This window comes from Psychrobacter sp. CX16 (assembly GCF_057396245.1).
Window position 1 is genome coordinate 55,090 of the sequence record NZ_JBXYJF010000012.1, and the last position, 14,623, is coordinate 69,712.

The 14,623-nt window shown below is 43.7% G+C and carries 10 protein-coding genes; 4 read left to right on the forward strand and 6 right to left on the reverse strand.

Going from position 1 to position 14,623, the window contains the following annotated elements; all coding sequences use genetic code 11:
• Positions 1–140 precede the first annotated feature (140 nt).
• The 6 genes from AC2SLM_RS06180 to AC2SLM_RS06205 form a co-directional block, all read right to left on the reverse strand.
• Positions 141–1,751, reverse strand: a complete 1,611-nt coding sequence (locus AC2SLM_RS06180; protein WP_486552642.1) for a polyamine aminopropyltransferase — start codon at positions 1,749–1,751, stop codon at positions 141–143.
• A gap of 96 nt (positions 1,752–1,847) precedes the next feature.
• The gene (msrAB, locus tag AC2SLM_RS06185; protein WP_486552644.1) at positions 1,848–3,557 is read right to left on the reverse strand and encodes a bifunctional peptide-methionine (S)-S-oxide reductase MsrA/peptide-methionine (R)-S-oxide reductase MsrB; all 1,710 of its coding nucleotides are present in this window, start codon (positions 3,555–3,557) and stop codon (positions 1,848–1,850) included.
• A 401-nt stretch (positions 3,558–3,958) separates the two neighbouring features.
• Positions 3,959–4,840 (reverse strand): ATP-binding cassette domain-containing protein, encoded by an 882-nt coding sequence (locus AC2SLM_RS06190; protein WP_486541269.1) that lies wholly within the window; start codon positions 4,838–4,840, stop codon positions 3,959–3,961.
• Between the two features lie 70 nt (positions 4,841–4,910).
• Positions 4,911–6,836, reverse strand: a complete 1,926-nt coding sequence (locus AC2SLM_RS06195) for a glycine betaine ABC transporter substrate-binding protein (protein WP_486552675.1) — start codon at positions 6,834–6,836, stop codon at positions 4,911–4,913.
• A gap of 252 nt (positions 6,837–7,088) precedes the next feature.
• Positions 7,089–7,505, reverse strand: coding sequence for an alternative ribosome rescue aminoacyl-tRNA hydrolase ArfB (arfB, locus tag AC2SLM_RS06200; protein ID WP_486552646.1), 417 nt, complete (start codon positions 7,503–7,505; stop codon positions 7,089–7,091).
• A gap of 208 nt (positions 7,506–7,713) precedes the next feature.
• Entirely contained in the window at positions 7,714–9,126 is a 1,413-nt protein-coding gene (locus AC2SLM_RS06205; protein ID WP_486552648.1) for a coniferyl aldehyde dehydrogenase, read from the reverse strand.
• A gap of 347 nt (positions 9,127–9,473) precedes the next feature.
• Between AC2SLM_RS06205 and lipB the strand changes: the two genes are divergently transcribed.
• From lipB to AC2SLM_RS06225, 4 genes are all read left to right on the forward strand, one after another.
• Positions 9,474–10,322 (forward strand): lipoyl(octanoyl) transferase LipB, encoded by an 849-nt coding sequence (lipB, locus tag AC2SLM_RS06210; RefSeq protein ID WP_486552650.1) that lies wholly within the window; start codon positions 9,474–9,476, stop codon positions 10,320–10,322.
• A gap of 3 nt (positions 10,323–10,325) precedes the next feature.
• Positions 10,326–11,033 (forward strand): hypothetical protein, encoded by a 708-nt coding sequence (locus AC2SLM_RS06215; protein WP_486541277.1) that lies wholly within the window; start codon positions 10,326–10,328, stop codon positions 11,031–11,033.
• 168 nt (positions 11,034–11,201) lie between these two features.
• Positions 11,202–13,106, forward strand: coding sequence for a dihydroxy-acid dehydratase (ilvD, locus tag AC2SLM_RS06220; protein ID WP_486552652.1), 1,905 nt, complete (start codon positions 11,202–11,204; stop codon positions 13,104–13,106).
• A gap of 236 nt (positions 13,107–13,342) precedes the next feature.
• Complete coding sequence (locus AC2SLM_RS06225; protein WP_486552654.1) at positions 13,343–14,590, forward strand: cation:proton antiporter; 1,248 nt, start codon at positions 13,343–13,345, stop codon at positions 14,588–14,590.
• The last annotated feature ends 33 nt before the right edge of the window (positions 14,591–14,623 follow it).

The window sequence follows — 14,623 nt, forward strand, 5'->3', positions numbered from 1 at the left end:
TTTTACTATTGCTATCTACTAGCATTCATCAACCTTACTATAGGCTATCGAGTTCTAGTAAATTTTGTTTGATGAATGCTAAAAACACCCCTCACTTTCATCGCCCTCTTTAGCCTATCAATACTACCTGCTGAACTGCCCTATTCATCTGACCAGTCTTGCACATAATAATGCACCAGTATTTGCTTATCTAAGGTGTTGGGCTCAACCTCAATCGGCTGCATATCTGGCGGGAAGGTAAACATCTCACGGCTTACAGAGGGAGTTAAAAAGGCCATTGGTAAATCATAGTGGGTAGGTGGCACAAAGGTCGTATTCGGACTGCCTACAATAAATCCCCACTCGCCAAAAGAAGGCACATAAGCATGGTACGGTGTGGTCTTAAACCCTGAGACTTGTAACGTCTTATCAATTGACCAAAATGATTTTGGTGCATAATAAGGTGAGGTCGACTGCACCACCACCAGTCCTTCCGCCGTTAAATGGTCATTGACCAAATGGTACATTGGCTCAGAATATAGCTTGGCTAAGCTATAGTGCGACGGGTCTGGTAAATCGATGATAATGGCATCAAATGTGTCTTCATTGTCCTCAAGCCACTTATAAGCATCAGCGTTAATCACACTCACTTTTGGATCATTAAGCGAATTATTATTAAGCTTTTGAAATCTTGGTGTATCGGCAAAAAACTGCGTCATCTTAGGGTCTAAATCAACCAAAGTAATATGATTGACCGTATCATACTTTAGAACCTCACGCGCTGCCATTCCATCACCGCCGCCCAAAATAAGCACATCAAGTTTCGGCTTGGTCGCTTTGGTGCTATCGCTTAACTTTTGCATAATCGGATGCACTAAGGCTTCGTGATAGCGGTATTCATCTCGAGTAGAAAACTGCAAGTTGCCATTTAAAAACAGCTGTAAATGGCCGCTCTTTTCGGTAACAATCAAACGCTGATACGGAGAATTGGTCGCAAAGATAACCGGCGCTTTAAATAGCTTTTGTTCCGATAGTCCCACCAAACGATCAGCGAAGATTAAGCCTACCAGCAGCAATATCATTGCTACCAGAATACGCATAATCAGCCGGCTTCTTATTTTGGCATGTGTCGCACGCTGCTGTTTTTGCTCACTAATACTTAACCCTTGAGTCGCAAGCACTGCCACTTTAGGGTAAAAATGCCAAGCTGTCCAACCGGCAACCATTACGTTCAAAATACCAAACAACACCGCTGATCGAGCCAGACCTAACATAGGCGCTAGCACTAATGGAAACAGCAAAGACACGGCTAAAGCGCCTAGATAATCAAAGGTAAGTACTCGGCTGACCAGCTCATGAAAGGCTTGTTTTTGCGAATTAAAAATGCGCATTACCAGTGGGATTTCCATACCCACCAAGGTACCAATACAGACCACCAGCGCATATAGGATCGTCTTAAACGTTGGTAGCCATGCAAATGCCAAAAACAGTCCGATAGCTGATAGACCACCGACTAACCCAACCAATATTTCAATCTCGATAAAGCGCTGTAACACCTTATCTTCAGGCACATATTTGGATAAATGTGAGCCGATACCCATCGCAAATAGATAAGTACCAATGATGGTCGAAAACTGTAGAACAGAATCGCCGAGCACATAGCTTGCTAAAGCCCCAGCAATTAACTCATAGGCTAGACCACAGGAGGCAACGATAAATACCGACAACACCAGCAATGAGTCGGTTTGCAACCGCTTAAACGACAACTTCATAACGTAATCACAACGTATTCATAACTCACTATTTCTTATTATTTGACTGATTGCTACATGGTTTATTGTTATATAGACCGGTTGTCATTAGACTTATTATTTGACCTTAACTTGGTCGACAAACACGCCATAGCCAGATTGTGGCATCTTATCCACAGGAATAAACTGCAACGCCCCACCATTAATACAATAGCGTAGCCCTGTTTTGTCTTTTGGACCATCATTGAACACATGACCTAAGTGCGAGTCTGCTACTCGTGAGCGCACTTCGGTACGCACCATATTATACGCATTATCCTCATGCTCAGTAATCACTTCAGGCGCAATCGGCTGCCAAAAGCTTGGCCAGCCACAGCCTGAATCATACTTATGGGTCGATAAAAATAACGGCTCACCGCTAACCACATCTACATAAATGCCAGGCGCAAATAAATGATCGTACTCATGGCTAAAGGCACGCTCGGTACCTGCCTTTTGGGTAATCTCATATTGTGATTTGGTCAGGGTGTTTTTTAATGCGTTTTTGTCAAAATTGGCATAGCGTTTGGGATCTAACGCTTCAGCGACTGTATTGGCTGGCGCAAGTTTGGCTGTTTTGCTACTTGGTTGAATCTTATCATCGGCTAAACTGATATCAATATGACAATAGCCATTAGGGTTTTTGGCCAAATAATCTTGATGATACTCTTCGGCTAATGAGAAGTTTTGTAAGGGCTTATTCTCTACTACAATCGGCTTGCTGTACTTTGACTCAATGGAGTGTAGCGCTTGTTCAACCACCGCTTTATCACTCGCATCAGTGTAATAAATACCAGTACGATATTGTATACCTCTATCATTGCCTTGTTTATTTAAACTGGTCGGATCGATAACACGCAAATAATATTTTAAAACCGTTTCCAAATCGATTTTATCGGCGTCATAGACCACTTTAACGGTCTCAGCGTGACCTGAACCGGCTATCACTTGTTCATAGCTGGGATCTTGGTATTTAGGATTGCCATTGGCATAACCAGAAATCGCATCCACTACCCCATCGACCCGCTCCATATAGGCTTCTAATCCCCAAAAGCAGCCACCGGCCAAATAAATGGTCTTGGTATTAATCGGTGCACCATCAGAATTGTAATAGACACCATTTTTATTATTAGGCGCATCTGATTTGGCGCTTTGGCTAGACTCAACCCCTGCTTGAGCCGGTTTGGCTTTGCTGTTTTTAAGATCTGCAAAGTCATTGTCGGCGTTTTCCGCCAAAGCATAAGCCTGCTCTTCAGTCAGATTACCTTTAATCAGACGCACTAAATTGCCCTGCTTATCCAAAATTGCCCAACTTGGATACACTTGCACACCCATCTGTTTAATTAAGTTGCCTGAGTTATCAATCAATACTGGCAGCTGCGGATAATCTGCCTGCACGCCAGCATACCACTGGGTAAAATCTGCTGACTCTTTTTCATTTAGATGACCAGGACTGGCGACCGTCACCACGTTCAGCCCCGCAAAGGCGGCATCTTTACGCCAAGTTTCAGTTTCCTCAAGTGTCCCTAAGCACAGCGGACACCAACTTGCCCAAAACTTCACTAAGGTCGGTTTGGTCGGGTCTAGTACATCTGCCCCAGTATTGCCCAGTCCTTCAGTCAACTGCGGTAAGGCATTTAATTGATTAAGCACATCTGTGGGCAGCATATCACGGCTGGTTTTGCCACTGTTAGCAGTTTGGGTACTGTGCGCTGAATGGTTGTCAGGATTGACATTGCCACAGGCTGGTAATAGGCTGGTGCTAAGCATCACTGTCGCTATTAACATTATTGATTTGCTTGCTGTGGTTTTAAATTTAGTTTGATTATTTATTATCATGATATGCTTTACTGTCTATTTAGTTTTCATTGCTATGAATGCTTTATATTACATTTAAATGGGTGTTTGGTTTTATGTTTAAGAGGATATTTGATGCCGTGTTTAATGAGTTATGTCGCTGGTATCTTTATTACACTTAACACTATTGCGTAGACAGTATAGTATAAAGAAAATAGCGCCTAATAGGGTATAAAAAAATGATACAGTGATGACTGTTATTGTTGCTAAAGATTGTAATCTGAACACAAAATTGTAGGCTGGATACAACAAAACAGCAGGGCTTGTAAACATTACTTAAAGACACCTGACTTAAAGACATCTGCGACATCTTTACTAATTTTGGATTAATACTATCCTTTCGCCACCATAAAGCGCTCAACATAGGCATCAGCGGGATTGTCCTGCAATTGCTGCGGTGTACCGGTTTGTACCAGACGACCGCCATTTAGGATACTAATGCGACTGCCGAGCTTAACTGCTTCATCAATATCATGGGTAATAAACACGATGGTTTTGTTCAGCTTGTGCTGCAGCTCAAGCAATTGATCTTGCAACTGACCTCGTATTAATGGATCAAGCGCTGAGAAAGCCTCATCCATTAAGATAATCGGTGTATTTACTGCTAATGCACGTGCCAAACCCACTCGCTGCTGCATACCGCCTGAGAGTTCATCAGGATAACTGTTCTCTACACCCTCTAACCCGACTTCATTGAGCCAATACCGCGCTATCTCGTGACGCTCAGATTTTGGCATCTTACGAACTCGCAACCCATAAGCCACATTCTGAATCACCGTCATGTGTGGTACTAGACCAAAGTGCTGAAATACCATACTAACATTATTTTGGCGAAACTGTTGCAGCGGCTTATCGCTGAGACTAAGCACATTTATCACATTAGGCTGATCGGCTAACTGCTCAGCACTGTCTAAATAATCAGGCGTACCTACGCTATGCTGAGTATCTATCCAAATTTTGCCCTCTGTGGGGTCAATCAGACGATTGATATGGCGAATCAAGGTTGATTTACCTGAGCCTGATAACCCCATAATACAGTGCAGCTCACCCGCCTCAATGCTGAGATTAATATCGTATAACCCCACCGAATAGCCGGTTTGCTCACGCAGCTCCCTACTACTCATGCCTTGTTCTAAGAGCTTTAGCGCTTGTTCAGCTTTATTGGGACTGACATCAAAGACTTTACTGACGTTTTCTAATCGAATGTGGCTCATAGCGGTGTTCTTTTTATCAATTAAGTTGTTTTTATATTCTAATTTTCAGCTTATTTTATGCTTAGATGGTTTAGTTTTTATTATGATGACGCAGCTCATCACGTGCGCGTCGTCCTTGACCAAAGGCTTGAGTAATGCGGTCAATAATAATCGCCATAATCACAATCGCTGTCCCTGCCTGTAGGCCTTGACCAATATTTAACGTCTGAATCGATTGCAGCACATCCTCGCCAAGCCCTGGCGCACCAATCATAGAAGCCAATACGACCATCGACAACGACATCATTACGGCTTGGTTAATACCGGCCATAATACTGGGCAGCGCTTGCGGCAATTTAATCCAAATTAGCAGTTGTTTATGATTACTACCAAAAGAGCGCCCAGCCTCTACCATCTCATGCGGCACTTGCTTGATGCCGAGCATGGTCAGGCGAATTAACGGCGGCAGCGCATAGATAACGGTCGCAAATAATGCCGGTACTTTACCGATACCAAACAGCATTAACACCGGAATCAAATACACAAAGCTTGGCATGGTCTGCATCACATCGAGCACCGGCGTGACTATACGGCGTAAACGATTGCTACCGGCCATCAAAATACCCATCGGAATGCCGATTACCATGGTAACAATCACTGAGACAATCAGTAGCGCTAAGGTCTGTACTAATGCTGGCCACAGTCCAAATGCACCGATTAAAAACAGCCCTATCGCACAGGTCGCTGCAAACCACAGCTTACGAGTTGCTAGCCAGCCCAGCAACGCCACTAGTCCAATAATCAGCCAAGGCGGCACTATCGTCATTAACCTTTCTATCGGCAGCAATAAATAGGTTAACGTTACTTGGCTAATCGAGCGAAAGATATCGCCGAAGTTTTGAACCACATAACTGAGCGAGTCATTTAACTGATTTTCAAATGACCACTCCGGGAACCAGCTAAAGGCGGCGGCATCACTATTAATAGCGTCATTACTCTCACTATCGACTGCAGGACCGTCTAAAGACACACTAAGCGCTGCGGCTAATTTTTGTGCTGCCTCAGGGGTTAGCCACTGTTGCCACAGTTGTGGGTTTTGTTGCAAAAATAACTTAGCTTGCTCCTCCCCACTGCGCTTGTTTTCACTCATCTCCAAAATAGCACTATTTAATGTATCAGGACTAAATTGCACCTTCTTAAAAGCAGTGACCAGTTCTGGATAATTATTTATAAAAGGCGTAGAGACAGCAACCCCTAAGTTTGATACGGGGAAGCCTGACACACAATCCGTCTGACTGTTCGCATCAAGTAGCTTATCCCAACACTGCTCATCGTGTTTGGCAAAAGGGATTTCGGCAAAGTCATATTTGGCCATCAGGCCCGTTGGCTGCCAATAATAAAACAGCAATGGTTTACGCTGCTCAAAGGCGGACGATATGGCTGCATCTAATGCTGCACCGGTACCAGGGTGTACATTATTAAACTTAACCCCATCACTATTGGCTGTGGTCAAACCGGTATTTTTAAGCAAATGAGTATTAAATACTTCACAAGTCCAACCAGTTGGGCAATTTAAGAAACGGGCATTAGATGGGTTTTCAGGATCAGTAAACAGATGGGCGTATTTGGGCAGGTCTTGATAGCTTTTAAGCCCAGGATTATCCTCAATCACATAATTTGGCACATACCAGCCTTGAGTTGCTCCGCCTTCTAGAGTATCACCTATCACCGCCGCCTTACCTGAAGCAATCGCCTGTTCCATAATTGGCGATCGCCCTACCCATTGCTCACCAATCACTTGTATGTCATTTTGCGATAGCGCACTCTCTAGCGCCGGCCCAGTACCTGGCACTAACTCAGTATCACAGCCATAACCATCTTCTGCAATCATTTGCAGCACCGAGGATATGAATTGACCACTCTCCCACGTTAATGAGCCAAACTTAACCGGTGCACTGTCTGCCTCACCGCAAGCTGCCATGGCCGGTGTTGACCAAAATGACAAGCACAAGAGCATTAAGCCTAATAAGGAGAAAGGTTTAGAAAAACGTTTGGATGATGAGTAATGTGCGCGCAAGAGAATACCTATTTTTATTATTATAGTTTGTGGTCGTCAATGATATTAAACGATAAAAGCTAATACTGATTATGCCCTTAATCGCCTGTCTTGGTTATACCTCACTCCAACAAAAATTACCAATGCAGAATGTATTTTGAGACAGCTTTAATCCTTATTACTAGGATAATGTCTGTTTATTTAATTGTCTATTTAATCCAAGCTCACCTTACCACGTAACACCTTAGTTCTACCACGTTGAACTTTATTATCAGTGCGTCTGCGCTTAGCATTACGGCTTGGTTTGGTTGGGCGTCGGGTTTTATTGACTTCGGTGCCCTTTAAGATAAAAGCTTTTAAACGTTCGATAGCATCAAGCTTATTACGTTCCTGCGTACGATATTGCTGCGCTTTGATAATTAGCACGCCCTCTTTGGTAATCCGGCTGTCTTTGCTATCAAGTAGTCGCTGCTTGAGGGCATCACTCAGGCTTGACGCATTGATATCAAACCGTAGGTGAATCGCGGACGATACTTTATTCACATTTTGCCCGCCGGCGCCTTGGGCACGCATCGGATTAAGCTCTACCTCTTTGTCACTTAGCTCAATACTGTTACTGATAAAAATCATGGTTCTCCTTAAAGCATAAGCTTATTATTTTGCATTGAATTATAAATGATACGGCTTTTAATATTCGATTACTAACCTCTGGCTTAACTGTCTATATGTCATATGAATAAACAGATAGCCAATAGCCAGTAATCAAAAAGCCCTTCTATAATAGAAGGGCTCATGTTGGTATCACTGTTTATTTAATGCAGCGGTTTGGTTAAAGCGTTTATTTATTTAAAAATTTCAAACCTTTTCTAAACAACTTGCTATACGGCGGTAGCATAATGCCCATTGCATTGAGTTTAGATTGTACAAACACAGGCTTCATATGACTGAGACGCTCAAAACCCCATTTGCCATGATAAGCGCCTGTGCCTGAATGGCCAACACCCCCAAATGGCAGCTCATGCTGTGCCACATGCATAATCACCTCATTAATGGCGACACCGCCCGATACCGTGTGTTGACGAACAAAATCAATCTCATTGCTGTCTTCGCCGAACACATATAAAGCCAATGGTCGAGCACGGCTATTCACAAACTCAACGGCATCACGCACACCATTTACATGTACTAATGGCACAATCGGACCAAACAACTCGTCTTGCATCACATCAGCGTCTGTATCCGGATTCACCACAACGACTGGCGGCATCAAGCGGCTTTCTGGATTGGCAGGCACGTCCGTTAAAGGCACCACTTGCTCTTTTGGCAAGGCGTCAAGATAGCCTTGCAAACGATCAAAGTGACCGCTATCAATAATACGGGTATAATCATTATTGTTGTTGATTTTTGGATAATGCTTTTTGATCCACTCTTTAGCTAATTTCACAAACTTGCTATGTAGTGACGAGTTAATGAGCACATAATCCGGTGCGATACAGGTTTGACCAGCATTTAAGGTTTTACCCATCATAACGCGGTTCACCACATTTTCTAAATTGGCATCATCCAATACGATAACTGGCGATTTACCACCAAGCTCTAGTGTTACAGGCGTTAAGTTCTTGGCAGCAGCAGCCATGATTTTTTTGCCGACACTGGTAGAGCCAGTGTAAAGCATATGATCAAATGGTAATTCACTAAATGCCACCGCGATATCCACATCCCCGACCACAATCGATATCAAATCTGATGAGAAGTACTCGCTAACTGCCTCGGCAAAGGCTTCAGCAAATAAAGGCGCTGACTCGCTCATTTTAACCATGATACGGTTGCCGGCAGTCAAAGCATCAATCATAGGGCCGACAGATAAAAACAGTGGATAGTTCCAAGGCACCATAATGCCCACTAGGCCTAACGGCTGTGGCTGAATCTCGTTATGAGCTGGACGATATAAGGTAGAAATACCAGAACGACGCGTTTTCATCCAAGATTTGCCGTGTTTTTTGGCATGCGCAATGCCTTGGAAACTTGGGAATAGTTCGGCAAAGCTAGTTTCGTCTTTACTGCGGTTACCAAAGTCTTGATTTATGGCATCTGTAAAGCGCTGCTTATTTTCACTAAGCATGATCTCTAAACTGTCTAACGACGCTTCTCTATCGGCCCAAGTGGTGATGGGCTTTTTGCGTGTTAAGGCAAGCATATGCTCGAATTGTGCTTGCAATTGAGCTTTTGTGGTAATAATACTTTGACTCATTCAAATATCCTTTTTGATGTTGACTACTTTATAAGCTAATAGATTCTCTGCTTAATAATATAATTATATACACAGACTCCAAACCTTAATAAATGCAAATCTATACATTTATTTAAAAGTTTAAAATAGCATAAAAAAGACCGGACTTGTGCTTTAAATAGTTCAAAATAGCCTGCAAGGGTTAATGCTGCTCACCAGGTAGTATACGTGCAAAGCTTCTTTGTAATATATTAGGCTTAAAAACTGCCAGATAACAATCATATTGTAACAATGGTATTTCTTTTCACTATAGCGGGCTCTGTAGACGCATGATATGCTATAACTCTTCTATAAAACAATCGCTGATTATGACTTCAAATATTACCAAAATAAAAACCGTCGCAGACACCACGGCTAATACACGCCAGCCTACCTTACAAGTGCGTACGCTAATCGATGCCGACTATGAAAGTACGCATGCTGATATGCTGCGTATTACCCTAGATCGCATTGAGAAAAAGAAGCAAGGCATTGTGACTCCCGATGAGCTTTGGATTGTCGAGCACAATGATGTGTACACCTTGGGTCAAGCTGGCAAGGAAGAGCATATCTTATCTCGTGGCAACACCCCTATCATTCAAACTGACCGAGGTGGTCAAGTTACTTGGCATGGCACTGGGCAGCTAGTGATGTACTGGCTGATTGATTTAAACAACACTGGCTGGACCGTGCGCGACCTAGTCTCTCATGCCGAGCAAAGCATTGAAGATGTGCTAAATACGGCGCTACAATCACAGCCTACCAGTCAGGAGTTCTACGCCAAAGCGCGTAAAGAGGCTCCTGGCGTCTATATCTATAATCGTGAAGAGCTTATGCTAGGTAAGATTGCCTCGCTTGGCTTTAAGATTAAACATGGCTTTAGCTATCATGGTATTGCGCTGAACATAAGCTGCAATTTATCGGCTTTTAATGCCATTAATCCTTGCGGCTACGCGGGTATGCAGATGCTTAGATTGGCAGACTTTGTTGATTTGGCTCAAGCAGATGCCAATGACCCAACAGTACCGGCAGGTCTAGATATTCTACCTAACACCATCACTGAGTTTCAGATTACCCAAAACCTTCTTGATAATATTATGCAGCGAGAAGCTGGCACAATTAAGCTGCGCAAAGCAGCAGATAATGTAACAAGCCATGCAACAGAACATAAGAGTTGATATATGCTCCCTACTGATACGACGGATAATAATACGACAGTCAATAATGACACAGCGGACACGGAAACAAATACTGCTAAGCCCAATGACATTATGGCAGACCCAAACACACTGGTTTTAAATCAAATCATCGCAGATACCGAAACGCCGTGGCAGATACATAACTGTAAGATTATTGATAAAAGCATCACTCAGGATGAAAAACTGCCCTTTATTTATCACTATGATGCACTACCCGATGATATTAAAGCACTGCATCAATTAACCCCTGACCTTTTAAAGCAGTTTCAAACCCCCATGTATGCTAGTGAGGCAGCCGAATTATTAAAGCTTCCTGCCGATATCATTAAAACGCCATGGCAGGTCAAAGTGACTGGTACGCTAGTGATGTTCTGCGAGCGTCTACAAATTGCTCTGCGCTTAAAGTTTACCAATACTGCCAAAGCCCGTGATCCTGTTTATACTCAAACCGCAGAAGATGCTTTAAAAGCAGCGATGCAGAAATGGCACTTTTATGGTGACGTGTTTGTGATTAATAAAAGCAGCCGTCCGTTGGTAATGACACTTGATGAGCAGTGGATACATATTCCGCGCCTTGATGAATACCAAGTATTGCCGGCAGAATACGCGTTGTCTGCTTTAGCTTTATTAGAGGAACAAAAGTCCTCACTACCCCAACTCTCTGAAGCCATTGAACTACGCCTTGTTTAACGCTCGTCTTTGGTTAAGCTTTATATTATGTCAATAGAATCATAATATTAGTTTATACTTGATGAATATTTTTTGCTTTTACCAAAATCGCATTTATACGTTACAATGACTATTACCTATTCAATGTCTACAATAAACGCCTATCCCTAAGACAAAAAAGGATGTTATATGCAATACCGCTCTAAGACCTCTACCTCAGGCCGTAATATGGCAGGCGCCCGTGCTCTATGGCGCGCTACTGGCATGACTGATGGTGATTTTGACAAACCGATTATTGCCATTGCTAACTCATTTACTCAATTCGTTCCAGGTCACGTTCACCTAAAGGATATGGGTCAATTGGTCGCACGCGAAATCGAAAGAGTCGGCGGCGTTGCTAAAGAATTCAACACTATCGCTGTCGATGACGGTATTGCCATGGGTCACAGCGGTATGCTGTACTCGCTACCAAGCCGTGATTTAATCGCTGACTCTGTCGAATATATGGTGAACGCTCACTGCGCAGATGCGTTAGTGTGTATCTCAAACTGCGACAAAATCACCCCAGGTATGTTAATGGCTGCCATGCGCCTAAACATCCCAGTTATCTTTGTATCTGGCGGTCCGATGGAAGCGGGTAAAGTATTGGCGGAAGATTTAGCGCCAAGCCACAACCTTGATGCACCTGTGAATGAGGATGGTAAAAAAATCCGTAAGCTTGATCTTGTCGATGCCATGATTGATGCTGCTGACGACAATGTAAGCGATGCGGATGTGTTAGAGATTGAACGCTCAGCTTGCCCAACTTGTGGTTCATGTTCAGGTATGTTTACCGCTAACTCGATGAACTGCTTGACTGAAGCTTTAGGTTTATCACTTCCAGGTAACGGCTCATTGCTAGCGACTCACGCCAAGCGTGAAGCTCTATTCTTAGAAGCCGGTCGTCGTATTGTGGATTTAGCTAAGCGCCGCTATGAACAAGACGATGAGTCAGTTCTACCCCGCTCTATTGCCACCAAACAAGCGTTTGAAAATGCAATGAGTCTTGATATCGCGATGGGCGGTTCAACCAATACAATTCTGCATTTATTAGCGGCAGCGCACGAAGCAGAAGTTGACTTTAAGATGGCTGATATTGATCAGTTAAGTCGCCGTGTGCCATGTTTATCAAAAGTTGCACCAGCAACTCAAAAATATCATATGGAAGATGTGCATCGCGCCGGTGGTGTATTGGCGATTTTGGCCGAGCTTAACCGTGCCGGCCTACTTCATACAGACCTGCCAACCGTTCACGCCAAAACCTTGCAAGAAGCACTTGAGATGTGGGATGTGATGAATACAGAACATCCAAACCATGAAGCTGCTCGTGATTTATATATTGCAGCGCCAGGTGGCGTACGTACTACTCAAGCATTCTCGCAAAATAAAGCATGGTCTAATCTTGACTTAAACCGTGAGTCTGGCTGTATCCGCTCTGTTGAAAATGCTTACTCAACTGATGGTGGTCTAGCCGTACTGTTCGGTAATATTGCCGAGCGCGGCTGTGTAGTAAAAACGGCAGGTGTTGACGATAGCATCCTAACCTTTACCGGCCGTGCACGTGTGTTTGAATCACAAGATGCTGCAGTAGAAGCTATTTTGGCGGATAAAGTAGTCGCCGGTGACATCGTCATCATTCGCTACGAAGGCCCTAAAGGTGGCCCTGGTATGCAAGAGATGCTCTATCCGACTTCTTATTTGAAATCAAAAGGCTTGGGCAAAGAGTGTGCTTTATTAACCGACGGTCGTTTCTCTGGTGGTACTTCTGGATTATCCATCGGTCATGCCAGCCCAGAAGCCGCTGAAGGTGGCGCTATTGGTCTTGTGAACGAAGGCGATACCATTCATATCGACATTCCAAACCGTACCATTAACTTGGATATCTCTGATAGTGAACTTGCTCGCCGCCGTGAAGAAATGGAGGCACGTGGTAGCAAAGCATGGAAACCTGTCAGCCGTGAACGTCATGTGACTCCAGCGCTGCGTGCTTATGCAGCAATGACCACCAGTGCTGATACTGGCGCAGTACGTGATGTGAGTCAAGTTGAGCGTTAATCAGGACGGATTAACCTGACCACTTTTATTGCTCAGTACACTTATGATAAAAAGTCAGCTTCGGCTGGCTTTTTTATTGCTGTCTGTTTTACCAAAATATAACGCTTAGTGCTGCTCGTTTACCTAAATAGGATGTTAAGTGTCTGTGTATTCAGTCATCATTTTGCTCTCATTATTTTCGTCTAAATCTAGCTGAACACTCCTACTTTCTTTCACGACTGAGACATTGAACACCCATGATTGAAAACTATAACCAATTCTTACTCGTTTGCGGTATCGCTTTTTTATTCGGTGCTCTAGCGCCTGTGCTACTAAAACGTATTCCAGTATCGCTGCCCATGCTACAGGTGAGCTTCGGCTTACTGATGGGGTATTTTTGGACCTCGCTGCCTTTTTTAAATCCGGTAGAAAATGGCTTTTTGGTTGAGAAGATATGTGAGCTCGTGGTATTAGTATCTTTAGTTGGTGCGGGTATTAAGATTGATACACCGCTAAAGTATAAGAATTGGCGCCCGACCTTAAGGCTTTTATTGGTCACTATGCCCATTTGTATCGTGATCATGGCAGCACTGGGTTATTACGTCTTTAGCTTAAGCTTAGCGGCATCCCTTTTATTAGGCGCAGTATTAGCGCCCACCGATCCGGTATTGGCATCGAGTATCCAAGTTGGGCCGCCAAACTCAGGCTCAGAGGATACCTCAAGATTTACCTTAACCTCCGAAGCGGGATTAAACGACGGCTTGGCCTTCCCATTTGTGTATCTTGCCATCAAGATTGCAGAACACTATGGCAAGGCTGACGGCTGGTCATCAGAGCTGTTATTCGATTGGTTATTACATGATGTGCTATGGAAAATTGCCGCCGGTACTCTAGTTGGTGTGTTAGTCGGTAAAATAATGGCTAAACTTGTGTTTGGCAAAAATGCTGAGAATACCATCATGTCTCAAGGCTACGTGGTCATTGCCTTGACACTATTGTCTTACGGCATTGCTGAATTCATTCATGGTTATGGCTTTATCTCCGTATTTGTCGCCGCTTTTGCGTTCCGCCGCAGTGAGCATGGTCACAAATATCACAGCGCCTTACATGACTTCTCTGAGCAATCTGAAGGGCTACTCATGTCATTGGTATTGGTCGTCTTTGGTATGGCACTGGGTCAAGGATTAGACTCTGGGGTTGAGCTCACTTGGCAAGTATATGCGGTCAGCCTATTGTGCTTATTTGCTATCCGCCCTATTGCCGGCTGGATTGGACTAAGCGGACTACAAATCCCTCATCAAGAGCGTTTTATCATTTCAAGCTTAGGCATTCGAGGTATTGGCTCGTTTTATTATTTGGCCTATGCGCTGAACAAAGATGTGTTTGCACTTGATGATGCCACAGACTTATGGCTTATCTGCGGTATGGTCATATTAATATCCATCTTCTTACATGGTATCAGTGCGCCAATGCTGCTTAAACGCGCCAATATTATAAAGACATAGAGAGTATTCCGCTCTATGTCTCTTTACCTGAAT